The organism is Curtobacterium sp. MWU13-2055 (genome assembly GCF_023242305.1).
Taxonomy (GTDB): Bacteria; Actinomycetota; Actinomycetes; order Actinomycetales; family Microbacteriaceae; genus Curtobacterium.
The window spans coordinates 668,175-691,171 of the sequence record NZ_JALLIO010000001.1 but is presented as its reverse complement, the minus strand read 5'-3'; the positions used below and the strand labels follow the sequence as shown (position 1 = coordinate 691,171).

22 protein-coding genes are annotated in these 22,997 nt (G+C 71.4%); 8 read left to right on the top strand and 14 right to left on the bottom strand.

The genetic code is table 11. The annotated features are described in order from the left end of the window. Positions 1 to 13: 13 nt before the first annotated feature. Positions 14 to 214, bottom strand: coding sequence for a hypothetical protein (locus M4960_RS03135; RefSeq protein WP_123292622.1), 201 nt, complete (start codon positions 212 to 214; stop codon positions 14 to 16). 164 nt (positions 215 to 378) lie between these two features. Continuing rightward, positions 379 to 2,934, bottom strand: a complete 2,556-nt coding sequence (locus tag M4960_RS03130; RefSeq protein WP_248703425.1) for a LuxR C-terminal-related transcriptional regulator — start codon at positions 2,932 to 2,934, stop codon at positions 379 to 381. Positions 2,935 to 3,104: 170 nt separating this feature from the next. Between M4960_RS03130 and M4960_RS03125 the strand changes: the two genes are divergently transcribed. Further along, entirely contained in the window at positions 3,105 to 4,076 is a 972-nt protein-coding gene (locus M4960_RS03125) for a formylglycine-generating enzyme family protein (protein ID WP_248703424.1), read from the top strand. Between the two features lie 8 nt (positions 4,077 to 4,084). On the opposite strand, the gene M4960_RS03120 is transcribed toward M4960_RS03125, so the two are convergent. The 3 genes from M4960_RS03120 to M4960_RS03110 form a co-directional block, all read right to left on the bottom strand. After that, complete coding sequence (locus tag M4960_RS03120) at positions 4,085 to 5,767, bottom strand: SulP family inorganic anion transporter (RefSeq protein WP_248703423.1); 1,683 nt, start codon at positions 5,765 to 5,767, stop codon at positions 4,085 to 4,087. A 1-nt stretch (position 5,768) separates the two neighbouring features. Next, positions 5,769 to 8,111, bottom strand: a complete 2,343-nt coding sequence (locus M4960_RS03115; protein WP_248703422.1) for an arylsulfatase — start codon at positions 8,109 to 8,111, stop codon at positions 5,769 to 5,771. 129 nt (positions 8,112 to 8,240) lie between these two features. Then, positions 8,241 to 9,101: a mechanosensitive ion channel family protein gene (locus M4960_RS03110; protein WP_248703421.1), complete on the bottom strand. Its 861-nt coding sequence runs from the start codon at positions 9,099 to 9,101 to the stop codon at positions 8,241 to 8,243. 200 nt (positions 9,102 to 9,301) lie between these two features. Here M4960_RS03110 and M4960_RS03105 point away from each other — a divergent pair, with 200 nt between their 5' ends. Both M4960_RS03105 and M4960_RS03100 read left to right on the top strand, forming a co-directional pair. After that, complete coding sequence (locus tag M4960_RS03105) at positions 9,302 to 9,883, top strand: DapH/DapD/GlmU-related protein (protein WP_248703420.1); 582 nt, start codon at positions 9,302 to 9,304, stop codon at positions 9,881 to 9,883. A 149-nt stretch (positions 9,884 to 10,032) separates the two neighbouring features. After that, entirely contained in the window at positions 10,033 to 10,449 is a 417-nt protein-coding gene (locus M4960_RS03100; RefSeq protein WP_123672882.1) for a VOC family protein, read from the top strand. Here M4960_RS03100 and M4960_RS03095 read toward each other — a convergent pair. Both M4960_RS03095 and M4960_RS03090 read right to left on the bottom strand, forming a co-directional pair. Then, entirely contained in the window at positions 10,430 to 11,395 is a 966-nt protein-coding gene (locus M4960_RS03095; protein WP_248703419.1) for an isoprenylcysteine carboxylmethyltransferase family protein, read from the bottom strand. The two genes, M4960_RS03100 and M4960_RS03095, sit on opposite strands and share 20 nt — an antisense overlap. A 155-nt stretch (positions 11,396 to 11,550) precedes the next feature. Beyond that, positions 11,551 to 12,450: an SDR family oxidoreductase gene (locus tag M4960_RS03090; RefSeq protein WP_123938225.1), complete on the bottom strand. Its 900-nt coding sequence runs from the start codon at positions 12,448 to 12,450 to the stop codon at positions 11,551 to 11,553. A 108-nt stretch (positions 12,451 to 12,558) separates the two neighbouring features. On the opposite strand from M4960_RS03090, the gene M4960_RS03085 reads away from it, so the two are divergent. Both M4960_RS03085 and M4960_RS03080 read left to right on the top strand, forming a co-directional pair. After that, positions 12,559 to 12,867 (top strand): DUF3140 domain-containing protein, encoded by a 309-nt coding sequence (locus M4960_RS03085; protein WP_248703418.1) that lies wholly within the window; start codon positions 12,559 to 12,561, stop codon positions 12,865 to 12,867. Positions 12,868 to 12,978: 111 nt separating this feature from the next. Then, a complete protein-coding gene (locus M4960_RS03080; RefSeq protein ID WP_173168438.1) occupies positions 12,979 to 13,233 on the top strand; it encodes a Rho termination factor N-terminal domain-containing protein in 255 nt (84 codons plus the stop codon). Here the strand turns inward: M4960_RS03080 and M4960_RS03075 are convergent. Then, positions 13,227 to 14,225, bottom strand: a complete 999-nt coding sequence (locus M4960_RS03075; RefSeq protein WP_248703417.1) for an alpha/beta fold hydrolase — start codon at positions 14,223 to 14,225, stop codon at positions 13,227 to 13,229. The two genes, M4960_RS03080 and M4960_RS03075, sit on opposite strands and share 7 nt — an antisense overlap. Positions 14,226 to 14,369: 144 nt before the next feature. Between M4960_RS03075 and M4960_RS03070 the strand changes: the two genes are divergently transcribed. After that, the gene (locus tag M4960_RS03070) at positions 14,370 to 14,573 is read left to right on the top strand and encodes a hypothetical protein (RefSeq protein ID WP_111085656.1); all 204 of its coding nucleotides are present in this window, start codon (positions 14,370 to 14,372) and stop codon (positions 14,571 to 14,573) included. Between the two features lie 45 nt (positions 14,574 to 14,618). Here M4960_RS03070 and M4960_RS03065 read toward each other — a convergent pair whose 3' ends face one another. Continuing rightward, entirely contained in the window at positions 14,619 to 14,882 is a 264-nt protein-coding gene (locus M4960_RS03065; RefSeq protein ID WP_123672725.1) for a hypothetical protein, read from the bottom strand. 76 nt (positions 14,883 to 14,958) lie between these two features. Here M4960_RS03065 and M4960_RS03060 point away from each other — a divergent pair, with 76 nt between their 5' ends. Beyond that, positions 14,959 to 15,918 carry an SDR family oxidoreductase gene (locus M4960_RS03060; RefSeq protein ID WP_173168439.1) on the top strand — a complete coding sequence of 320 codons (960 nt, stop codon included), beginning with the start codon at positions 14,959 to 14,961 and terminating at the stop codon, positions 15,916 to 15,918. A gap of 203 nt (positions 15,919 to 16,121) precedes the next feature. Here the strand turns inward: M4960_RS03060 and M4960_RS03055 are convergent, their stop codons facing one another. After that, positions 16,122 to 17,348: a cobalamin-independent methionine synthase II family protein gene (locus M4960_RS03055; RefSeq protein ID WP_173168440.1), complete on the bottom strand. Its 1,227-nt coding sequence runs from the start codon at positions 17,346 to 17,348 to the stop codon at positions 16,122 to 16,124. Positions 17,349 to 17,427: 79 nt separating this feature from the next. On the opposite strand from M4960_RS03055, the gene M4960_RS03050 reads away from it, so the two are divergent. Then, on the top strand, positions 17,428 to 18,435 hold the full coding sequence (locus M4960_RS03050) for a transporter (RefSeq protein ID WP_123938218.1): 1,008 nt from the start codon (positions 17,428 to 17,430) through the stop codon (positions 18,433 to 18,435). Between the two features lie 112 nt (positions 18,436 to 18,547). On the opposite strand, the gene M4960_RS03045 is transcribed toward M4960_RS03050, so the two are convergent. Genes M4960_RS03045 through M4960_RS03030 form a run of 4 tightly spaced genes read right to left on the bottom strand, consistent with a single transcriptional unit; the run spans position 18,548 to position 22,996 of the window. Continuing rightward, positions 18,548 to 19,570: a Gfo/Idh/MocA family protein gene (locus M4960_RS03045; protein WP_173168441.1), complete on the bottom strand. Its 1,023-nt coding sequence runs from the start codon at positions 19,568 to 19,570 to the stop codon at positions 18,548 to 18,550. Positions 19,571 to 19,614: 44 nt separating this feature from the next. Next, complete coding sequence (locus M4960_RS03040) at positions 19,615 to 20,619, bottom strand: Gfo/Idh/MocA family protein (RefSeq protein WP_173168442.1); 1,005 nt, start codon at positions 20,617 to 20,619, stop codon at positions 19,615 to 19,617. A gap of 44 nt (positions 20,620 to 20,663) precedes the next feature. After that, the gene (locus M4960_RS03035) at positions 20,664 to 22,055 is read right to left on the bottom strand and encodes an ABC transporter substrate-binding protein (protein ID WP_173168443.1); all 1,392 of its coding nucleotides are present in this window, start codon (positions 22,053 to 22,055) and stop codon (positions 20,664 to 20,666) included. After that, entirely contained in the window at positions 22,052 to 22,996 is a 945-nt protein-coding gene (locus M4960_RS03030; protein ID WP_248703416.1) for a carbohydrate ABC transporter permease, read from the bottom strand. The genes M4960_RS03035 and M4960_RS03030 overlap by 4 nt, the downstream gene beginning before the upstream one ends. Between the last annotated feature and the right edge of the window lies 1 nt (position 22,997).

Below are 22,997 nucleotides of genomic sequence, written 5' to 3'. Positions count from 1 at the left end.
TGGCCGCCGGTGGTCAGCGCAGCTGCCGGAGCTCGGCGATGTCGAGCCCGAGGTCGGCGATCCGGGCAAGCAGCCCGTGCAGCTGGGTCTGGTCGGACAGGTCGCCGACGAGCAGCGTCTCGCCGGGGCCGATCTGCACCAGCGAGAACTCCGGGAACGCGGCGACGAGGGTCTCGGACATCGCGTAGGGAAGACGGACCTCGTAGCGGCTCATCGTCGGCCTCCTGCTCGTCGTGGAGCCACGATCATCCCGCGCAGGGGCCGGTGCGGGGTTCCCCTGATCCGGGTGAGGTCTCCGTCGTGACCAGCGCGCGCCGGGGGTCCGGTCCGAGCGCGCCTGGGTCGACCCGAGCACGCCGGGTCCGCGGCCGGACCGCCTCAGAGCAGGCCGCGCCGACGAGCAGCCTGGACCGCCTCGGTGCGCCCCGCGGCGGAGAGCTTGCCGTAGATGCTCCGCAGGTGGGTCTTGATCGTGTTCACGCTGAGGTGGTGCTTCGCCGCGATCTCGGCGACGGTCTGGTGCGCCGGGAGCTCGAGCAACAGCTCCTGCTCCTTGGGGGTCAGCGGGACCGTGGCCTCCGGACGTTCCAGTCCGACGCCGATCCGCTCGTGCTCGGCCAGCGCGAGGACGTGGTCGGCGTACGGCTCGAGCGCCCCGTACGACCCGTGGTGCCGGAACACCAGCTGCGCGCCCGCACCCCGGCACGCGAGGAACTCGCGGGCGTAGCCGAACTCCTCGCTGACGGCGAGCGCGCGGCGGACCCGCTCGGCTGCCTCGGCGGGCCGGCCGTGCGTGCACGCGTGCTCGGCGAGGGCGAGGTGGGCGTTCACGATGCTCGTGCCGGACCACGCCGCGTCGTCGCCGTCGACCGCTGCGGCCAGGTCGCGTTCGACGAGGTGGTCGGTCCGCCCGCCGGCCAGCAGCCGGAGCGTGTTCACCTCGAGGGAGTCGGTGCCGAGGACGTCGGCGACGATGCGGCGGACCTCGGCCGCTGCGGGTGCGCCGTGGAGCGTGCTCGACCAGGCGTGCAGGCGCGTCGCGGCCCCGGCGACCACCCGCGGGTGGTCACGGCCGTCGAAGCGGACGAGCTGCACGAGCCGGGCGAGGGCCTCCCGCGGGGCGGGCGAGGCGTCGATCGCCGCGACGAGGAGCAGTGCGCGCACCTGGAAGAGCAGTCCGAGCTCGCTGCCGGTCGGGTCGGCCTGGTCGATGCGGTGCAACGAGGTGAACGACACCGGTTCGCAGCGCAGGTAGGCGCGTGACGTCGCGAGCAGCAGCGCGCGGGCGGTCGCGCGGTTGTAGGGCGGCGCGGTGTCGAACGGCAGTGCGCCCATCCGCGCCTCGTACTCGCAGGCCGTCCGCCAGTCGCCGGTGCGGACGGCGAGCGTCGCGGCGGTGTCGCAGGCGATGAGGAAGACCCACGAGAACCCGGCGTGCGCAGCGGCCGCCTGGATCGACCGGAGCAGTTGGTCGGCGTCGCGCCGGCGGCCGGCGACGACGAGGCACCAGGCGACCGCAGCCCGGAGCAGCAGCGCGACGTCGAGCGACTCGACGGGCGTCTGCCGCAGGTACGCGCCGAGTTCCTGCAACCGCGCCGAGGCGTCGTCGGGGTCCTCGACGGTGAACGACCGGAGCGCTTCGATGACCGGCCGCCACACCCGTGCGTCCTCGGGTGCGGCTGCAGCGAGCTGCGCGGCCGCATGGGCGAACCGTTCCTCGGTGCCGATGCGGTCCGGGAACGACGGGGCGTCCATGCCGATGCGGATCGTGAGCGTGGCCAGTGAGTCCTGGCTCGGTGGGAGCGCTCGCAGAGCCGTCGCCACGATGGCCGCGCGGCCCTCCATGAGCAGGACACCGCCGGACCGCTCCAGCTGCCCGCGCACCGCCGACTGGTCGCGCGCGAGCAGTGCCTGTTCGAGCGCGAGGACGTGCAGGCCCCTGGACTCGTACCACCCGGCCGCCGCGACGTGGTTGCGGACCGCGCCGCACTCGTCGCGGCGACGGAACTCGGCGCGCATGAAGCCGGCGAGGATCGGGTGGAACCGGAAGCCGTCCTGGTCGGCACTCGTGGTCACGAGCACGTTCCGGGCGCTCAGCCGCTGCAGCACCGTGCCGACGTCGGCACGCCCGGTGAGCTCGACGGCGAGGGCGAGCGGGACCTCGGACCCGACGGCCGTCCGCATCAGGACGTCGCGGTGGTCGTCGTCCAGCGTGTCGAGGACCCGTGCCACCAGGTAGTCGGCGACCTGGTGCTGGTCGCCGCCGAAGTGGCGGACCGCTGCGCCGCGGTCGGACTGCTCGAGCAGGTACGGCATCGCCAGCGCGAGCCCCGCAGCCCACCCCGCCGTCCGGTGGGTGAGCGTCTCGGCATCCTGGATCGGCAGCACCAGGTCGAAGCGGAGCGCGAGGGCCAGCGTGTCCTCGACGCTGAACGCGAGGTCCTGCGTCGGGACGACGAGCCGCCCGCCGGCCGCCTGCGTGACGGCGGCGAACCCGCTCGGCTCGAAGCGTCCGGCGACGACGACGCGGGTCCGGGGACCGCACGCGCGCAGGAGCCGGATGAGCGGCGGGACACCGAGCCCGCCGAGCAGACGGTCGACGTCGTCGAGGAACAGCCACTGCTCGGTGTCGTCGTGCACGGTCTGCGGCGGGTCCTCCTGCAGCAGTGTGTCCGCGTCGAGCCACCGCACGACGACGTCGTCCGCCGAGAGGACTTCCGCCCACGCGGCGAGCGCGGTGGACTTGCCGGCACCACCCGGCGCCCACATGGTGAGCAGGCGTCGGTCGGAGCGGCGGAACCGTCGGAGGTGGTCGAGCAGCCGCGGTCGCTCCAACGCATCGGTGGGTGGGACCGTCGTGGTCGGGTCCGACCCGACCGGCGTCCCCGTGCCGGTGCGCTGTCCGCTGCTCCTGGTCTGTTGGAAGGTGTGCATGTGAGGCCTTTCCCTGAAAAGGCTTGCGTTGCTCACGATAGGCGCGGCGGGCGGTCGAGGCGAGGGATCGTCGTGCGCGTTGAGGACATTCACCCCATCCGGGTGAGGGCGGCTGCCTCATCCGCTCCGGGTGAGGCGGCCCGCGGTCCCGACGCCCGAGGATCGGGTGCATGCAGACCCTGCTCGAGGCCGTGGACGTCGCAGGCGGTGCGTTCCTGATGGGTTCGGACCGCTACTACCCCGACGAGGGGCCGGTGCACGAACGCACGGTCGCCGCGTTCCGGATCGCCGCGCACCCCGTCACCAACGCCGAGTTCGCCGCCTTCGTGGCGGCGACCGGGTGGACGACCGAGGCCGAGCGCGCGCTCGACCCCGTGCAGTACCCCGACCTGGCGCCGGCCGACCGGGCTCCGGGGTCACTGGTGTTCGCGCCCACGACCGGACCGGTGGACCTCGGCGACTGGCGGGCCTGGTGGACCTGGTGTCCGGGTGCTGACTGGCGGCACCCGGCCGGGCCGACGTCGTCGGTGGACGGACGCGAGGAGCACCCGGTGGTCCAGGTCTCGCACGGCGATGCGGCGGCGTACGCGGCGTGGGTCGGTGGGCGACTGCCGAGCGAGGCCGAGTGGGAGTACGCGGCGCGCGCCGGCGGTGACCCGTCGTGGCCGTTCGCCTGGGGGATGGAGGCGCACCCCGGCGGCCGAACGATGGCCAACACGTGGCACGGGGCGTTCCCGTACCGCAACACCGGGGCTGCCGGGTGGACGGGGACGTCGCCCGTGGGGTCGTTCCCCGCGAACGCGCTCGGTCTGGTGGACATGATCGGCAACGTGTGGGAGTGGACCGATTCGCGGTACACCGAGCGGCACGATCCGTCGACGACCCCGACGACCCCGACGACCCCGACGACCCCGGCCGAGGCGCGGGCGACCGAGTCGTCCGCGCACTGCGGCTGCGGCCCGACGGGCACCCACCACGACGCCGCCCCGGAGACATCGGCGACCGTCACGCGGGTCCTCAAGGGCGGGTCGCACCTGTGCGCGCCGGAGTACTGCCTGCGGTACCGGCCGGCGGCTCGGTCGCCGCAGACCAGCGACTCCGCCGCCACCCACATCGGCTTCCGGGTGGTCTGGGACGGCTGATCCCGGCCTCAGCCCGGGTCGGGCCTCTCCGCCTGAGACGCCCGTGGCGCCCGTGCCGTCCGCGCGGCCATCGCGGCGTCGACCGTCGGCAGCACCCTGCCGTCGTCGACGAGCCCGCGGAACCACGCGGTCCGCGCCGCGGTCTCCGCAGCCGACCCGGGGAGGCCCACGAGCAGGAGCACGACGCCGCGTTGCGCGAGCTCGTGATCGAGGTCGGCAAGGCCGTCGAGGACGGTGACGGTCGCCTCGTGCATCCGCGACAGGTCGAGGACGACGGCATCTGCGCCGACCGCGTCGTCGGCGAGCTGGAGCACGGCGTTCTCGTACGCCAGGACGTTCGCGGTGTACACGGCGCCCTCGATCCGTGCGCTGATCGTCGTGCCGACGACGGGGCCCGGGGCCAGCCGGACGCGCTGCAGTTCGCGGAGGACCAGGAAGTACGTCCCGGCGACCCCGGCGACGACGGCTGCCAGCAGTCCGGCGGTCAGTCCGACCGCCGCGGTCACCACGGCGAGCCAGAAGTCGCGTCGGCTGATGCGGGCCAGCCTCCGGAGCGCGGGGACGTCGATGAGTCCGACGACGGCGGTGACGACGAGGGCGGCGAGGGTCGCCGTGGGCATCAGGGCCAGGACCGGTCCGAGGACGAGCGCGACCAGCACCGCGAGCGCGACGGTCACCAGGGTCGACACCTGGGTGCGTGCGCCGGCCCGCTGGTTGACCGCGCTCTGCGAGAACCCGCCGGCGGCCGGCAGCGTCTGGGTCAGGGACCCGGCGAGGTTCGCCGCGGCGGCCGCGAGCAGCTCGCGGTCGCTGTCGATCGGCGGCTCGCTCGGCTGTCGGATCCCACGTGCCACCGCTGCGGACTCGAGGAACGCCATCATCGCGATGCCGAGGGCACCGGGGAGCATCGCCGGCACGAGGGTCAGGTCGGGCAGCACGGGCTTTGGGAGACCGGTCGGGACGGGGTCGATCACCTCGACGCCGAGGTCGGTCAGGTGCAGGACGGCCGAGGCCGCGATGCCGCCGGCGACCACGACGAGCGGACCCGGCACCGCGGGCACGAACCGGCGCAGCAGCAGGAGCACGGCGACCGAGGCGACGGACAGCACGACCGTCGGGCCGTGCGCACGGGGGAGCGCCTCGACGACCGCCACCACGGAGCGGATGAACCCTGCCCCGGTCGGGTCGTCGGTCAGTCCGAGCAGCTTCGGCAACTGCCCGACCGCGACGGTCGCGCCGACCCCGATCTGGACGCCGATCAGCGTCGACTTGTTGATGTTCTCGACGAGCGAGCCCAGGGTGAGCAGCCGAGCGACGACGAGGATGACCCCGACGAGCAGGGTGAGGGTCGACAGCGCGCGGAGCGCGTCGTCGGACGAGACCGCGACGCCCGCGGAGACGAACGTCGTGGCGCTGAGCGTCGCGATCGTCGACGTCGTCGACACGCTCATCGCGCGCGACCCGCCCAGCAGGGCGTAGACGGCCATCGGCGCCATGCACGTGTAGAGCCCGACCTGTGCCGGCAGCTCCGCGATGCTCGCGTAGGCCATGGCCTGGGGGACGACGACCGCGCCGGCGCTCAGGCCGGCGAGGACGTCGCGCCCGAGCCACCGTCGGTCGTACCCCCGGAGGGTGGGGGCGAACCACGTCCGGCTGCGCGCCGGTGCCGCCCCCACCTGCCGGGTCGCCATCTCAGTCGCGCGACATCGCGGCGGCGAGGTGCGCCTCGAGGTCGACGTAGGCGTCGTCGGCGATGTCGAACACGACCTTGTGGATCGTGCCGTCGTGGAACTCGAACCGCTCGCCCGCGTAGGCCTGCGTGACGGCGTCGCCGCTGTCGTAGCCGATGCAGAGTCCCTCGCCGCAGAGCGAGAAGTGCCCGAGCACGGTCCTGATCGGTGTCTCGGCGACCTGCTCGTCGTCGACGAAGAGCGCGAGCGGTCCGGTGGCCTCGCGGTACTCCCCGGTGCCCTCCTTCGTGAAGGAGACCCCGACGAGGTGCCGACCGGAGGTGGGAGCCGGGGTGGAGACGACGTTCTCGGGCGGGATGCCGAGGAAGTTGTACACGTAGGACAACTGCCCGTCCTTGACGTACAGGGCGTGGCCGCCGAACCGGGATCCGTGCGCGAACACGACGCCCTCGGTGTCCGGCGTGAAGTCGACGTCCGCGACGATCTTGTACGACACCCCGTGCACGTTCGCCGCGGAACGCTCCGGCACCTCGGTGGTGCCGGGGTAGTACGTGTACTGCCCGCTCGGCGGGACGGGGACCTGGAACTCCATCGTGATGAAGGTCTCGAAGTCCTCGGGGTTCCCCAGGATCTGCAGGTCGTTCAGGGGCAGCACGTTGTTCGCCTTCGCCTCCGCGAACCAGCGCGCTATGAGTTCCTCGACCTTGTCGGGGTGCTCAGCGGCGAGGTCGTGCGCCTCGGAGCGGTCGACGTCGGTGTGGAACAGCTGCCACCGGTCGCTGTCGAAGCCGCTCGTCCCGGCTCCCGGTCCGTGCTCGGTCACCGCCTTCCAGCCCTCGTGCCAGATGCCGCGGTTGCCGAACATCTCGTAGTACTGCGTGTGCTTCGACGTCGGCTCGTCGGCTGCGTCGAAGGACGACCGCATCGAGACCCCGTCGAGTGGTCGCTGTTCCACGCCGTCGTACGTGTCCGGGAACGTCACGCCGCAGGCGTCGAGGATGGTCGGCACGATGTCGGTCGAGTGGTGGTATTGGTTCCGGACCTCGCCGCGGGAGGCGATGCCGGCCGGCCACGAGATCACCAGCGGGTCGCAGATCCCGCCCTGGTACACGTACCGCTTGAACATCCGGTACGGAGTCGAGAACGCCGCTGCCCATCCGGTCGGGTAGTGGTTGTAGGTGTCCGGGCTGCCGAGCTCGTCGACCATCGTCAGGTTCTGCGCGAGGTCGTCGGGGTAGCCGCCGAAGATCTTGCCCTCGTTGACCGAACCGTTCGGGCTGCCCTCGCCCGACGCGCCGTTGTCCGCGCAGTAGACGACGATGGTGTTGTCGAGCTGCCCGGACTCCTCGAGGTAGTCCACGATGCGGCCGACCTGCGCATCGGTGTACTCGGAGAACCCGGCGTAGACCTCGGCCATCCGGCTGAACATCGCGCGTTCCTCGGCGTCGAGTTCGTCCCACGGACGCACGACGTCGGAGTCCGAGAACGTGCCGGGGGTCATCGGGTTGAGCTCCGTGAGCTCGGTGCCCTCCGGGAGGATCCCGCGTTCGATCATCCGGGGGAGCACCCACTCACGGTAGGCCTCGTAGCCGTCGTCGAACTGTCCCTTGTACTTGTCGATGTACTCCTGCGGGGCGTGGTGCGGAGCGTGGTTCGCGCCCGGGCAGAACCACAGGTACCAGGGCTTGTCCGGCTCGGTCTGCTTCGTGTCGCGGATCATCTTCAGCGCCTGGTCGGCGAGGTCCTTCGACAGGTGGTAGCCGTCCTCGGGCAGCGACGGTTGGTCGATGTAGTGGTTGTCCTCGGCGAGCGAGGGGTACCAGTTGTTCGTCTCACCGCCGATGAAGCCGTAGAACCGGTCGTAGCCCTGCGCGAGCGGCCAGTTCTTCTTCGAGGCGCCCGCCGTCCACTCGTCGATCGGGACGTTGTGGTTCTTGCCGACCCAGAACGTCGACCACCCGGCGTCGCGGAGCACGTTCGCCATCGTCGCGTTCTCGGGCGGGATGTGCGAGCTGTAGCCGGGGAACCCGGTCGACGACTCCGAGATCGACGCGAACCCGTTCGCGTGGTGGTTCCGGCCGGTCAGGAACGTCGACCGCGTGGGGGAGCAGAGCGCCGTGGTGTGCCACTGCGAGTAGGTGAGGCCGTTCGCGGCGAGCCGCTCCATCGTGGGCATCTGGATCCGGCCGCCGTACGGTGACCACGCTGCCTGCCCGGTGTCGTCGTAGAGCACGACGAGGACGTTCGGGGATCCCGTCGGCGCCTTCGACGGGATGAACGCGTCCCAGTCGGCGACGGAGTCGCGCACGTCGAGTTCGATCTTGCCGGAGAACTGCTTGGCCATGGTCCGCTCCTGTTCGTTGGTCTGCGCGACGAGCCTCACCGCCCGGCGCGTCGACGTGCACGCCCGGAACGGGTGAGATCGCACGACCCCGCACGACCCCGCACGACCCCGCACGACCCGGCAGAACCGTCAGTCCACGGCGTCGACGAGCGCGGTCAGGAACCGCGGTCCGTCCGACGACACCGAGCAGGTCAGGCCGGCCCCGCCGAGCGCCACCGCGACCGCGCGCACCACCGACGACCGGGCGGCCTCGCGGTCGTCGTACGCGGACCAGAACCGGATGGTGATGTCCGCCCAGGCCGGCGTGATCGTGTGCAGGAAGACCTCGGGATCCGTCGACGACACCGACGAGACCGAGGAGACCGAGGACACCGAGGACACCGAGGACACCGAGGACACCGCGTCCAGCAGCACCGGGCAGACCCGGTCGAGGTCCGGTGACCCGTGCAGCCGCGCCCGGACCTCGCTCCGGACCGCCCCCGACTCGCTGGCGTTCCAGAGCGGGTTCTCGAGCAGCATGGTGTTCGGGATCCGGATCGTCCTGCCGTCCGAGGTAGCCAGCAGGACGGAACGCCCCGTCAACTCGACGATGCGGCCGGCCACGCCCTCGACCTCGATCGAGTCGCCGATCCGCACCGGTCGTCGGGCCTGGATGACCAGCCCCGCGCCGAAGTTCGCCGCGATCCCGCGCAGGGCCAGGAACGCGACCGCACTGATGATGATCACCGCGGCGAGCACCGGCTGCAACGGCGCTCCGAGCACGGTGAGGACGATGCCGATCGTGAGCAGGAGGATCGAGTAGCGCACGAGACGCGCCACGAGGTTCGTCCCGCTCGGCCCGAGTCCGCTCCACTTCGCCAGCGCCACGACGACGCCCCGCCGGGCCCACACGGACACGAACCACCCGACGACCAGGACGACGACGGCGAGGACCACGTCCCAGGCGCCGAAGGACGAGTTCTGCACCAGACCGTTCACGAACTCCTGCATGTCGCCTCCCAGCCGCAGCACGGTAGGCGAGCGCGGGTGCTGCCCGGATCGCACCGACCGGGTGAGATCGCCGTCGTGCCGGCCGGCGGGCGATACCGCAAGGATCGCGCAACCACCAGTGCGTCCGTTGTCGAGCGGCCCTGCAGCGCCTACGTTTCGGCTGTGCGACCCCGCACCGTCCCCCGAGCCCAGGAGGCCGCATGGCCACGCCAGCCGTCCCCGTCCACTCGACGTTCGCCCGACGCCTCCGCGAGGACGTCGCGCACGCCCGAGAGCACGTCCTGCTCACGGCCCTGCTCGGCTCGCCGTTCCTGCCGCGGGTCGTGCGACGGCTCCTGCTGAACGCCGCGGGAGCGCACGCCGAGTCGGCCCCCGGCGTCGGCTTCTCGCTCACGGGCGACCCGCGCAACCTGTCGGTCGCGCGAGGCGTCTACTTCAACCGCGCGACGACCATCGAGGCCATCGCCCCCGTCAGCATCGGTGCGAACGCCGCGATCGGCATGCAGGTCCTCATCATGACGAGCCACCACGCGATCGACGCCGACGGCCGGTGGAGCGACACCGCGACCGGCCGTCCGGTCGTCATCGAGGACCGCGTGTGGATCGGCGGCCGTGCGACGATCCTGCCCGGCGCGCACATCGAGCACGACGTGGTCGTCGCGGCCGGCGCGGTCGTCACCGGGCGCCTGCTGGCGCACGGCGTCTACGCGGGCGTGCCGGCGAAGCGCATCCGTGACCTGGCCGGGGCAGACCCGGCCACGGACCGCAGAGCGACCGCCTGACGGCCTGGAGGCGCGGGGCGGCGCCGCCACGAGCCTCCAGGCCGCATCGCACGCCCGTCCAAGGCGCCGTGCCCTTCCGCGGGCACGTCGCGTCTGCGACGATGGGCGCGCAGCGGGCGACGACGCCCGCCCGTCGTGAGGAGTCCACCATGTCCGTGCGTCTCAACCCGTACCTCGGCTTCCGCTCGGGGGCCCGCGAAGCCCTCGACTTCTACCACTCGGTGTTCCACGGCGAGCTCACGATCGGCACCTTCGGCGAAGCCGGCATGAGCCAGGACCCCGCCGACGCCGACAAGGTCATGCACGGGCAGCTCGAGGGCGAGAACGGCCTGCTGCTGATGGCATCGGACGCGCCGACGGGCATGGAGACGCCGTCGGAGAGCACGATCTCGTTGTCGCTCAGCGGCGACGACCACGAGGCCCTGACCCGCTACTGGAACGGGCTCGCCGAGGGCGCGTCGATCATCGAACCGCTCACGACGGCCCCGTGGGGCGACACCTTCGGGATGCTCACCGACCGGTTCCGGGTCACGTGGCTCGTGAACATCACCGGCGCGGCGAGCTGACGGAGACGGGGACCGCGCCCACGCTCGCGGCGATCGGCCACCGCGGCACCCAGCACCGGACCCGGGCGGCGTAGCGGCGGAAGCCGTCGCCGAAGCGGGCCTCGAGGTCGGCTTCCTCGAGCGGCCGGACGACGCAGTTCCACACGATCGACCCGGCGAGTGCGTAGACGACGACCATCCACGAGCCGAGCAGCAGCCCGACCGCGACGCCCTGCGTGATGCCGGCGAGCGCCATCGGGTTGCGCACCGAGCGGTACGGTCCGGCGACGACCAACCGGTTCGCACTGGCGGACGGCAGCGGGGTGCCAGCGCCCTTGGTCGACATCGCCGCGGCCGACGCGATGCCGAGCGCGCTGGCGAGCGCGAGGACGACGAGCCCGACCAGCAGCAGCGCGGTCACGACCGGTCCGGGCAGTGCGGGGTGCAGCCTCCAGCGGTGCTCGGCGACGGCGATGGCCACGGGGAACACCCCGAGGAACAGCCCCCAGAAGACGACGATCTGCACGGTCGTCGCGACCACGTGCCGTGACGTCGCGGCACCCGGATCGGCCGTGCGGAACCGCAGTGGACCGGACGTCAACCACTCGGTCGGCACCCGACCGAGCAGGACGAGGGCGAGGGCCAGCACGGAGCCGACGGTCGCCGCGGTCATGACGACGACGCCCCAGCCGGCCTCGCCGGTGCCGGTCGCCCAGACGGCGAGTCCGGCGAGGACGAGCGCGGTCCACACGGTGGCGACCGTTGCCGAGACCCGCCCGACCGCGCCTGCGGAGACCGCCGCGAGCGCCGAGGCCACGACGAAGAGCGGGACGTCGAGGGCGGCGACGACCACCGGGTCCAGCGAGCCGAGCGTGAGCGTCCGGACGGCGGGGAGCGTCGCGACGGTGATCCACCACACCGCGCCGCCGAGGGCCTGCAGTGCGAAGTAGAGCCGACCCCAGGACACGTCTGCACGCTAGCAGTGCGCGTCGATCGCGGGGGCGGGCCCGGGGGCGCTTCGTGAGCAGAAATGGTCGGGTGCTGCAAGCGAACCCGACCATTCCTGCTCACGATGTACCGCGGATCAGTCCTCGCGGTTGATCTGCCGGCGCGCGGTGCAGGTCAGGGCGTGACCATGCCGCCGTTCACGTTGAGCGTCTCGCCGACGACGTAGCTCGACTCGTCCGACGCCAGGAAGACGTAGGCCGGTGCGAGTTCGGCTGGCTGTCCGGCGCGGCCCATCGGCGACTCGCTGCTGCCGAACTCGGGCAGCGTCGACGGGTCGACGCCGCCGCTCGGCTGCAGGACCGTCCACGTCGGCCCGGGAGCGACGACGTTGACGCGGATGCCGCGCTCGACGAGCAGCTGCGACAGTCCCTTCGACAGGTTGTTGATCGCGCCCTTCGACGCCGCGTAGTCGAGCCGATCGGGTGCCGGCTTGTACGCCTCCATGGACGCCGTCGTGGTGATCGTCGCACCGGGCTCCAGGTGCGGCAGCGCCGCCTTCACGAGGCGGAACAGCCCGAAGACGTTCACGTCGAACGTGGCCTCGAACTGGTCGTCGGTGATGTCGAGCACGTCCGGCTGCCAGCGCTGCTTGCCGGCGACGCTCACCAGGGCGTCGAGACCGCCGAGTCCGGCGACCGCCTGGTCGACGAGCTCCTGCGCGTACGCCTTGTCACGCAGGTCGCCGGGGATCGCCACGGCGGTGCGTCCGGCGGCACGGATCTGCTCGAGCACGTGGTCGGCGTCGGACTGCTCCTCCGGCAGGTAGGCGATCGCGACGTCGGCGCCCTCGCGGGCGAACGCGATCGCGACGGCGCCGCCGATGCCGGAGTCACCGCCGGTGATCAGGGCCTTGCGGCCGGCGAGCCGGCCGGTGCCCCGGTAGCTCGTCTCGCCCAGGTCGGGGACCGGGTCCATGGCGGACTGGAGGCCCGGCTCGTCCTGCGTCTGCGGCTCCGGCTTGACGTCGGGGTAGCGGGTGCGCGGGTCGCCGTGTTCGTACTGGTCGGTGGGCATGCGAGTTCCTTCCTGCTCGTGCCTCCACGGAACGCGTCCCGGCTGGACGGCGGCGGAGCGCCATCCGCCCTGCGCACCCGTCCAGGACGGCGGGGTTGCCTCGGGGCCATGAGTGACGACGACGACGACCAGCAGACCGAGCGCGACTTCGCCGACGCGGTGAACATGACCCCGTCGGAGCTCCGCGAGTGGCTCGACACCGACGAGTCGAAGCACGTCGGGCAGAAGCCCCCGGGCGGCGGTGAGTCGACCGGGCACGAGAGCGGGCGGCACGTCATCCGGATCCTCGAGAAGCACAAGGCGGACCGGACCGACGACGACCACGCCCACATGCGGAAGGTGGTCGGCTACGTCGCCCGGCACTCGGAACAGCGGCCGGACGGTGACGTGCACGACACCCCGTGGCGGTGGTCTTGATGAACTGGGGCCACGACCCCGAGAAGCGCTGAGTCGCCGGCGGCGCGGAACGACGCCGGGCCGCCGCCGGCTCGGAACGACGCCGGGCCGGCGCGCGTACCGTGACGCACCATGCCGAACCAACTCAAGAAGCCGGACATGTACGAGGAGCTCCGCAAGGAGGGCAACTCGAAGGAGAAGGCCGCGCGGATCAGCAACGCCGCAGCGGCCCGCGGCGAGGAGGCCGTCGGGAGGAAGGGCGGCGAGTCCGGCTCGTACGACGACTGGACCGTCGCGGACCTCCGGAAGCGGGCGAAGGAGCTCGGACTGACCGGGTACTCGTCGAAGCGCAAGGCCGAGCTCGTCGGGGCGCTGCGGGATCACTGACCGAGGTCGGCGACCGCGTCGATGCCCTCGGCGATCTCCGCCGCGTGCGTGTGGTGCAGGTAGTGCCCGCCATCGAGCAGGACGACCTGGCCGTCGGTCACCGACGCCGCCTGCTCACGGTGCAGGCGCTCCCACCCCGGCACCTCCGGGTCGTCGCCCACGACGAACAGGCGGACCGGCAGATCGGCGGGGAACGCGAGGCTGCGGGCGTGTCGGAAGTTCGCGCCGAGGTGCTCGTACTCGTCCAGGTACGTCGCGCGCATGCTGGTGCGGTGTGACAGCAGGGTCATCTGCTCCTTCTGCGCATCGGTGTAGGGCAACCCGGCGTACGCGTCGCCGGACACGGCCGTGAGCACACGGGCGAGCCCGGTGGCCTTCACGAAGCGGAACAGGCCGGACCCGACGGCTTCGTCGATGCCGGGCTGTGTCGGCACACTGCTGTCGATGCCGACGAACGCCTGCACCTCGTCCGGGTACGCGTTCGTGTACTCGAGCGCGTAGATCCCGGCGACCGAGTGCCCCGCGAGCACGTAGCGGTCGATGCCGAGGGTCGACAGTGCCTGGTGCACCTCGTCGACGATGTTCGCGCTGGTCCGGGGCCGGTCGGTGCCGTCGCTCAGGCCGTACCCGAGCGGCTCGACGACCACCACCCGGTGCGTGTCCTGCAGCCGGTCGACGAGCGGGGCGAAGTCGATCACGGGGGATGCCGTGCCGAAGCCTGGCAGCAGCACGACGGTCGACGCCCCGGACCCGGTGACGGCGACGTTGACCCGGCCGCCGGTGACGGGGACGAGTTCGCCGTACGGGCGGATGTCGTCCCGTTCCGCCGCCGTCGCGATCGCGTCGTAGGTGGCCGTGCCGCCGAGCGTGAGGGCGCCGAGGCTGACGAGCCCGACGAGCGAGAAGCCGATGATCCGGAGCGGGCGACGGCGTCGGCGTGCAGGGCGGGCCGGAGTGCTGGTGGGGGTGGCCGTGGGGTGGTGCGTGTCCATGCCTGCACGCTAGGTCCGGCCTGCGGGGCAGCACATCGGAGCACGGTACCGACGTGCCTCGCCCGCGTCGTACCGCGGGCTGACGTCGGGCGACCGCACGGCGGGCGCGGCATGGGGGAGAATGGCCGGGTGAACGAGACGGGCATGCCGCGCTTCCGACGGATCTGGTCGACCGTGCAGGTCGGCGTGCTGGCGATCGCCGTGGCGTTCTGCATCGTGATGCTCGTCATCGGGCAGGGGAAGCTCGACCGCGTCTACGCCGTCGCCGCGATCTTCTTCGGCCTGGCGCTCGTCGGGCACAGCACGTACCTCTGGCTCCTCGCCCGGAACGCCCGCACCGGCCGCTGAACCGAGGGGGCCGACGCTTCGTCTCCGGTCTCGGCTCGGCTCCGGCTACACGCCGAAGCGCAGCGCCAGCGGCACGAGCAGTCCGGCCACCCAGACGAGGACCATCACGAGCGCACCGATCGCGATGAACCGACGGCGACGACGCAGCTTCGGACTCCGCTCCTCGCCCCACATCTGTGCACGGACCAGCACCCGGTTCGCCTGCTCGACGACCTTGCGGACCTCGGGGTCGTCCAGCTCGAGGGCACCGGACCGGGCGTGTTCGGCGATGACCGTGGCTTCGTCGACGGTCAGGTCGTCCTTGCGCATGCTCCATCCTCGCACCGGGGCGAGGGGTACGGCCCGTCTGTGCGGGAACGGACCAGCAGGCGCGTACCAAGGACGCATGGGACATCGGTACCGCGGGAAGATCGTCGTCGTCACCGGAGCATCGAGCGGCATCGGGAGGGCCGCGGCGCACGAGTTCGCCCGACAGGGTGCCACGCTCGTGCTCGCCGCACGCGGCCACGACTCCCTGGAGGCCGCCGCCGCCGAGTGCCGTGCACTCGGGGCCGATGCGGTCGCGATCCCGACGGACGTCGCCGACGAGCACCAGGTCGAGGACCTCATCGGCACGGTGACGAGTCGGCACGGGCGGATCGACGTCTTCGTCGGCAACGCGGCCCTGTTCGTCTACGGCCTGTTCGAGCAGACCCCCACCGAGGCGTTCAAGCGGGTCGTCGACACGAACCTCTACGGCCACCTCAACGCGATCACGCACCTGCTCCCGCACTGGAAGCAGCGCGGCACGGGCACCTACGTGCTCGTCGGCTCGATCCAGTCGCTGCTGTCGGCGCCCTACCAGTCGGCCTACGTCACGAGCAAGCACGCGGCGCTCGGCCTGGTCGACGTCCTCGGTGACGAGTTCGCGCACACCGGCATCCGCTTCACCACGCTGCTGCCGTCGACGATCGACACGCCGATCTACCAGAACGGCGCCAACTACACCGGCAAGAACTCGCACCCGCTGCCGCCGACGGTCTCGGTCGAGCGCGCGGGTCGTGCCGTCGTGACCGCCGCCACGCACCCGAAGCGGTACCGCTACGTCGGCCGCATCCAGGCGTCGCTCGTCCCGCTGCAGTACGTGTTCCCGGGGCTGTTCCACAAGATCACGAAGCCGATGGTCGAGACTTTCGCGCTGCGCGGGAAGGGCGACCCGACCGACGGCAACCTCTACGCCCCGGCGGACGCCGGCAACGCCACGAACGGCGGCTGGGTCGCGAAGCGACGGCGCGTCACGCGTCCCGTGCTGTGGGCCGGAGCGCTCGTGGCGATCGCGGCCGTCGCCCTGGGCCGACGCCGCTGACGGCCTGGAGGCGCGGTGCCAGCCCGTGCCGTGCCTCCCGTCCGCCCGTGCGTGGGTGCACAGCCGGGCGTACCTCCCCAGACCGGGCGTACCTGCACGAAACGGGCGTACCTCGCTAGAACGGGCGTACCTGCCGTGATCTTCGTGGCAGGTATGCCCGTTCTCGCTTGCTACCGCAGCCGTTCTGGGAAGGAACGTGCGGCTCAGAAGAGCTTCGCGCTCGCGCGGCGTGCACCCTCGCCGAGCGACTCGAGCTTCGCGGCGGCGATCTGCGGGTGGATGCGGCCGCCCAGGCCGCAGTCGGTGCCGGCGATGACGCGCTCGCGCCCGACGACCGAGGCGAACCGCTCGATGCGCTGCGCGACCAGGTCGGGGTGCTCGACGACGTTCGTGGCGTGGCCGACGACGCCGGGGACGATCACCTTCCCGTCGGGCAGCGTGACGTCCTGCCACACGGTCCACTCGTGTTCGTGGCGGGCGTTCGCGGCCTCGAACGAGTACGCGCCGGCGTCGATGTCGAGCATGAGGTCGACGATGTGGCGGAGCTCGATGTCGGTGGTGTGCGGGCCGTGCCACGAGCCCCAGCACAGGTGGAAGCGGACGCGGCTGGTGTCGAGCCCCTCGAGCGCGTGGTTGAGCGCCTCGACGCGGATGCGGGTGAAGGCGCGGTAGTCCTCGAGGCTCGGTTCCGGGTTGATCTGGTCCCAGTTCTCGGCGATCGAGGGGTCGTCGATCTGCAGCACGAGGCCCGCGTCGAGGATGATCCGGTACTCCTCGCGCAGGGCGTCGGCCCAGGCCCAGATGTGCTCTTCGTCGGTGGCGTAGTACTCGTTCGCGACCCGGGCCGCGGAGCCGGGGGAGAGCGCGGTGATGAAGCCGTTCTCGGCACCGGCCGCCTCGACCGCGTGCTTGAGGTTGTGGGCGTCGGTGCGTGCGGCCTCGTGCCCGGTGTAGGCGATCGGGCCGGTCGTGGTGGGGAAGGCGGTGGCGTTCTTGCCGGTGCCGATGCCCGACGCCGGGTCGGTGTAGGCCTCGCGGAAGATCGTCCAGTCGCGACGGTCCGGGAAGCTGGTCAGCTGGACGTTGCCCGGGCTCGAGCGGACCGGCTCCTGCGTGAAGATGTCGGCGTCCGTGAGCGAGAGTCCGCTGACGCGCTGGAACGAGTAGCCCCACCACGCGCCGTAGTCGACGCTGTTCGACATCGCCTTGCCGAACTCGCCGTCACCCGGCTGCGTGATGCCGAGGGAGGTCTGGCGGGCGACGACGTCGTCGACGGCCGCGCTCGTCATCGCGCGGACCTCGTCGGTGGTCTCGAGGGTGAAGCCGTCGGCGCCCACGGGGCGAGCGGCGTTCGCGGCGATGAGCTCCGGCGTGCGCGGGAGGGACCCGGCGGTGGTGGCCTGGACGTGGTCGCTGTTCTCGAAGGGCATCGGCCCAATCTGCCACTGTGGCGGCACGGTGGCCGGGGCGTTACGCGGCGCGACGCGAGCCGGGGAGAATGGCACCCCTATGCCCAGCGCACGTCCGACCTCCCGCATCCCGCTCAACACCCTCGCCGCACCGTTCGGCCTGGCCGGCTTCGCGGAGACCTGGTCGTACGCGGCGCCCGTCCTCGGAGTGCCGGCCGTCGTCCCGCAGGTGTTCTGGGTGGTCGCGGCGGTGGCGTGGTCGTGGCTGCTCGGCGCGCACGTCCTGCGGGGCGTCCGGGTCGACGAACGCCTGGTCGACCAGCTCCGCCATCCGGCGCAGGGCCCGATCGCCGCCCTGGTCCCCGCGACGGCGATGCTCCTCGGCGTCGACCTCGCGCGGTTCTGGGAGATCGGGGGGCAGGTCCTCGTGCTGCTCGCGGTGGCGGTCGCTGCCGGGTTCGCGGCGTGGTTGCTGAGCACGTGGTTCGAGGGGCGCCTGACCCTGGAGGCCGTGCACGGCGGCTACCTGCTGCCGACGGTCGCCGCGGCCCTCGTCGCCGCCGTCGCCACGCACGAGGTCGGTGTGGGCTGGCTGTCCTGGGCGTGCTTCGGCGTCGGCGTGTTCTTCTGGGGCGTGATGACCGGGCTGCTCCTCATCCGGCTGTCGTTCCGCCCTGCACTGCCCGACCCGCTCGTCCCCACGATGGCGATCCTCGTGGCTCCGCCCGCGGTGGCGACGGTGTCCCTGTTCGCGCTCACGGACGACGCCCGAACCCTGCCCGTGCAGGCCATCGCGGGCCTCGGGGTCCTCATGCTCCTCGTGCAGCTCGCCCTGCTGCCCCGGTACGTCCGGCTCGGGTTCTCGCTCGGGTTCTGGTCGTTCGTCTTCCCGGCTGCGGCGGTCGCGACGGCGGCGATCGAGTGGTTCCGGGTGCTCGACCTGCCGGTGGCGTGGGTGCCCACGACCGTGCTGCTCGTGCTGCTCACCCTGCTCGTCGTCGTGGTCGGGGTGCGGTCGCTGAGCCTGGCCGCGCGGCACCTGCTCGGGCAGGCCGAGTCGGTGCTGCACGCCGCCGACGACGAGGACGCGGCACCCGCGACGCACTGACGTGGTGCCGACGGTGGCGCGGTGCGTCAGCACCCGTTCTGCGACGAACCACGCGTCGAACGACTCGTGGTTCGTCGCAGAACGGGTGCGCGGTGCGACGGATCCGCGCGGATCAGGCGCTGACGGTCTCGTCCGCCGTCAGCACCGGGGCGATGGTCCCCGTCCGGGCACCCTCGTACGCCGCCAGGATCATGCCGAGCACCGCGATGCCCTCGCGCTCCGTGTGGATCGGCCGCGTACCGTCGCGCAGGCACGCCCCGAACGCGCCGACCTCGGCCGCGAAGGTGTCGACCTCGTCGAAGGTGACCGACTCGCTCGTGCCGTCGCGCAGGTCCCACCGCAGCGTGGTGCCGTCGCTCGTCAGGGCGCCGTGTTCGCCGACGACGCTGAACCGCTCGGTGCCGGCGGCCGGGTCGTACGCCCAGCTCGTCACGAGCTGGCCCACGGCGCCGTTGTCGAAGCGGAACAGGGCCTGCGCCGAGTCCTCGCCCTCCATGAACGCCAGCCGGTGCGTGGACAGCATCGCGGTGGCCTGCACCGGGACGCCACCGGCCAGGTGCATGAGCAGGTAGCTCGGGTGGTACCCCGTGTCGATGAGCTCGCCGCCGCCGCTCGTCGACGCGTGGGCACGCCACCCCATGTTCGACGGGTCGAACTCGTTGCGGAACGAGTCGGTGGTGCGGACCTCGTAGACGGTGCCGAGCGCCCCGCCGTCGATGAGTTCCTTGGCCTTGGCGACCGCGGGCATGAACAGCTGGTTGTGCGCGCACATCAGGGTGATGCCGGACTCGGACACCGCGCGCTGCACGTCGGCGGCCTCGTCGGGGCTCAGGCACAGCGGCTTCTCGCACAGCACGTGCTTGCCCGCCTTCGCCGCCGCGACGATCGCGTCGCGGTGCAGGTGGTGCGGCAGACAGATGTCGACGGCGTCGATGTCGGCCTGCTCGAGCATGGCGAGGTAGTCGGTGAAGAACGGGACGCCGAGCTCCGCCCCGCGTTCCTCGGCCGTGGCCGCGAATGCGTCGGCGACCGCGGCGATGCGGATCGTGTCGGGGTGCTCGGCGTAGCCGGCGATGTGCGCGGACGCGATGCCGCCCCCGCCGATGAGGCCGACGCGGATGATGTCGCTGGACATGGTGACTCCTGTGGTTGGTTCGAGGTGCTGGACTGCTGGGGCGGTCAGGCGGGTGCGCCGACGAGGGCGTCGCTCGTCGCGGGCTGGCCCGCGGCGTCGTTCGCGGCGACCACCAGGCGGGTGAGCTCGACGGCGCGGGCGAGGTTGTCGTCGGCACGCGTGTCGGCGGCGATGTGGTCCACCCACTGACCGAAGGCGTCCTGGGCGTCGGCGGGGACGTCGAGGGTGACCGGCTCGTCGCCGTAGGCCGGTCCGCCGGCGGTGAGCCGGGCCTCCTGGTCGGAGTACGCGAGCCAGCCCCGGGTGCCGGCCACGTCGATCGTGAACGGCGTGCCCGCAACGAAGCCGGCCTCGATGACGCCGATCGCCTGCGAGGCGTAGCCGACGGTGACCACGGCGTGGTCCTCGACCGCGCGGCCGGTGTAGGAGCGGTAGACGGCCTCGACGGTGTCGGGGCGGGCACCGAGGAACAGCTGCGTCAGGTAGACGGGGTGGCAGCCGAGGTCGGTGAGGGCGCCGCCGATCGCCGTCGCCGGGTCGAAGAAGCGCTCCGGCAGCCACGGTGCGACGGCACCGTCGTGCGAGAGCCGGACGCGGGTGTACGTGACGTCGCCGAGGCGGCCCGCGTCGAGCTCGCGCCGGATCGCGGCCGTGTAGCCGTGGTAGAGCCGCGGGAGCGAGACCACGAGCGTGACCCCGGCGGCATCGCAGGCGGCGATGACCGCGTCGCACTCCTCGACGGTGGGGGCGAGGAGCTTCTCGGTGAAGACGTGCTTGCCGGCCGCTGCCGCGCGCTCGATCACGTCACGGTGGACGTCGGTCGAGGTCGTGATGGTGACGGCGTCGACGTCGGTGCGGGCGAGCAGCGCATCGAGGTCGTCGGTGTACTCGACGCCGAACCGTTCGGCGCCGGCTCGGCCGCGCTCGGTGTCGTCGTCCCAGACGGCCACGAGCTCGGTGCCGGGGTGGTCGACGGTCTGCTGTGCGTAGTCGCCGGCGTGGACGTGCCAGAAGCCGAGGACGGCGACGCGCAAGGGGGTGGAGGGCATGTGTCGGTGGTTCCTTTCGTGGGGGACGACCAGAGCGGTCCCGCTCAGATCTGGACCTTGTCGTAGTCCTTCGGCAACTTGAACGGCGAGTAGGTCTGCATCATCGGGTCGACGCGGTTCTGCGCCCGCTCGACGGCTTCCTGCGGACTCGCGGTGCCGAGCAGGACGCTCGACCGCGCGTCGGCGAGGGAGTCCCACCACGCGCCGCCGACGGGCAGCGGTGGGCGGCAGGTCGACGCGCCGATCGACTCGGTGAAGAAGCGGATCGACTTCGCGGAGCCCTTCGGGTCCTTCAGCGCCGCGATGTTCGACGGCACGCTCGTGGCCGGCACCATGTAGGTCTCCTGGCCCTGCTTGCTCGTGAAGTACTTCATGAGCTCCCACACGGCCTTGTTCTTCTTCGAGCCCTTCGGCACGCACAGCGCGAAGCCACCGGACCACGTGTACTTGTCGCCGCCGTCCTGCTGGGTCGGCAGGTACGCGGTGCCCCAGTCGAGGTCCTTCGGCCCGTAGTTGTCGAACGTCTGGATCGTCGAGGGGACGCTGACCATGAACGCCATCCGGTCCGCCATGAACGCGGTCTGTCCCGGCGGGTGTCCGGTCGGCTCGTAGGTCGCGATGAAGGTGTCGGCGTCCTTGTAGCCGTACCGCTTCGCCCAGTCCTCGTAGAACTCGAAGATGCTGCGGACGCTCTTCGAGTCCATCGTCATCTTCGAGTCCTGCTGGTCGAAGTACGACGCCCCCAGGCCGAGCCCCCACGTGAACGGCCAGCCTTCGCCGTACCAGGGGAGCAGTCCCATGTGGGTGTAGTTGCCACCGGACTTCTTCGTGATGCGTTCGCTGACGTCCCACATCCGGTCCATGCTCACCGGGCCGTTGTGCTCCCAGTCGAACTCGTCGGGGTCGATCCCGGCGCCGGTGAGCATCTTCCGGTTCACGAACATGCCGCGGGCGTCGGTGTCGTGGGGGAGACCGTAGGTCTTGCCCTGGTAGCTGACCTCGCCGATCGTGAACCCGAGCCACTGCGCCAGGAACTCGTCCTTCGGCTGGTCCTCGAACTCCTCGATCATGTCGTCGATCGGTTCGATGAGCCCGATCGCCGCGTACTGCGCCGCACTGAACCGGTCGAGGAGCCACAGGTCGGGGGCGGTGCCGCCGCGCACGGCCGTGATGATGCTCGTCGCGTCGCCGGTGCCCTGCGACGGGACGACGTTCACCTTGACGTCGACCTCGGGGTGGATCTCGTTGAAGTCCTTGATCACCTTCGTCTGGAACGGCACGAACGTACCGGTGACACCCCAGATCGTGACCTGGTTCGGGTTGCTCCGGCCGCTCGAGCCGGAGGCGCACGATGCGGCGAGGAGCGCGAGCGCCCCCGCACCGCCGGTCGCGGCCGCACCGCGCAGGAACGTTCGTCGGTCGAATGCGCTGCTCACTTGAAGCTCCCGATCTGGACGCCCTTGATGAACGTCCGCTGGAACACGAAGAACAGGACCACGAGCGGCAGGATGATGAGCACCGATGCCGCCATCAGCTGGTTGAACTGGAAGTCCTGCGAGTTGTTGAGGCGGAAGATCTGCAGGCCGATGGACAGCGTCTGCACGTTCTCGTCCTGCAGGTAGATGAGCGGCCCGAGGAAGTCGTTCCAGGCACCCACCGCCGCGAAGATCCCGACCGTGACGAGCGCCGCCTTGGCCTGCGGGAAGACGATCCGCCAGAGGATGCCCCACTCGGAAGCGCCGTCCATCCGCGCCGCGTTGAGCAGGTCCTTCGGGATCTGCAGTAGGAACTGCCGCAGCAGGAACACGTAGAACGCGGACCCGAACAGACTCGGCACGATCAGGGGCAGGAAGGTGTTGATCCAGCCGAGTCGGGCGTACAGGTCGAACATCGGGATGAGCGTGACGGGGAACGGGATGAACAGCGTGGCGAGCACGACGTAGAACACCTTGTCGCGGCCGCGCCACTCGAGGCACGAGAACCCGTACGCGATCACGAGGTTCGAGACCATCGAGAAGAGCGTCACGCAGACCGTGATGATGAGCGTGTTCCGGAAGAACGTGAAGAACGGCATCGCGTCGATCGCCTTGTCGAAGTTCGACCAGTCGAGCCACTGCGGGAACCAGGTGGGCGGGAAGGCGCCGAGTTCGGAGTTGCCCTTCAGCGCCGAGATGACCATCCAGTAGATGGGGATGAGGAACAGCAGGCTCATCGCGATGAGGAGCACGCGGGCGAGGACGGACGACCACGGTGAGCGGATCGAGCCGTCGGCGTTCCGGGAGCGGTCGTCGGCCCCCTTGCGACCGCGGGGCCGGACGGACTCGATCGACGAGGTGACGGTGTCGCGGTCCGGGTGTCGTTCAGTGCGCAGTGTCATC

Coding starts and splice junctions, on each gene's coding strand:
- M4960_RS03110 (WP_248703421.1), bottom strand. CDS start 9,101: ATGCAGGAGTTCGTGAACGGTCTGGTGCAGAACTCGTCCTTCGGCGCC.
- M4960_RS03090 (WP_123938225.1), bottom strand. CDS start 12,450: ATGCCCACCGACCAGTACGAACACGGCGACCCGCGCACCCGCTACCCC.
- M4960_RS03040 (WP_173168442.1), bottom strand. CDS start 20,619: ATGCCCTCCACCCCCTTGCGCGTCGCCGTCCTCGGCTTCTGGCACGTC.
- M4960_RS03085 (WP_248703418.1), top strand. CDS start 12,559: ATGAGTGACGACGACGACGACCAGCAGACCGAGCGCGACTTCGCCGAC.
- M4960_RS03120 (WP_248703423.1), bottom strand. CDS start 5,767: ATGGCGACCCGGCAGGTGGGGGCGGCACCGGCGCGCAGCCGGACGTGG.
- M4960_RS03030 (WP_248703416.1), bottom strand. CDS start 22,996: ATGACACTGCGCACTGAACGACACCCGGACCGCGACACCGTCACCTCG.
- M4960_RS03080 (WP_173168438.1), top strand. CDS start 12,979: ATGCCGAACCAACTCAAGAAGCCGGACATGTACGAGGAGCTCCGCAAG.
- M4960_RS03060 (WP_173168439.1), top strand. CDS start 14,959: ATGGGACATCGGTACCGCGGGAAGATCGTCGTCGTCACCGGAGCATCG.
- M4960_RS03065 (WP_123672725.1), bottom strand. CDS start 14,882: ATGCGCAAGGACGACCTGACCGTCGACGAAGCCACGGTCATCGCCGAA.
- M4960_RS03115 (WP_248703422.1), bottom strand. CDS start 8,111: ATGGCCAAGCAGTTCTCCGGCAAGATCGAACTCGACGTGCGCGACTCC.
- M4960_RS03075 (WP_248703417.1), bottom strand. CDS start 14,225: ATGGACACGCACCACCCCACGGCCACCCCCACCAGCACTCCGGCCCGC.
- M4960_RS03135 (WP_123292622.1), bottom strand. CDS start 214: ATGAGCCGCTACGAGGTCCGTCTTCCCTACGCGATGTCCGAGACCCTC.
- M4960_RS03100 (WP_123672882.1), top strand. CDS start 10,033: ATGTCCGTGCGTCTCAACCCGTACCTCGGCTTCCGCTCGGGGGCCCGC.
- M4960_RS03105 (WP_248703420.1), top strand. CDS start 9,302: ATGGCCACGCCAGCCGTCCCCGTCCACTCGACGTTCGCCCGACGCCTC.
- M4960_RS03055 (WP_173168440.1), bottom strand. CDS start 17,348: ATGCCCTTCGAGAACAGCGACCACGTCCAGGCCACCACCGCCGGGTCC.
- M4960_RS03125 (WP_248703424.1), top strand. CDS start 3,105: ATGCAGACCCTGCTCGAGGCCGTGGACGTCGCAGGCGGTGCGTTCCTG.
- M4960_RS03070 (WP_111085656.1), top strand. CDS start 14,370: ATGCCGCGCTTCCGACGGATCTGGTCGACCGTGCAGGTCGGCGTGCTG.
- M4960_RS03130 (WP_248703425.1), bottom strand. CDS start 2,934: ATGCACACCTTCCAACAGACCAGGAGCAGCGGACAGCGCACCGGCACG.
- M4960_RS03050 (WP_123938218.1), top strand. CDS start 17,428: ATGCCCAGCGCACGTCCGACCTCCCGCATCCCGCTCAACACCCTCGCC.
- M4960_RS03045 (WP_173168441.1), bottom strand. CDS start 19,570: ATGTCCAGCGACATCATCCGCGTCGGCCTCATCGGCGGGGGCGGCATC.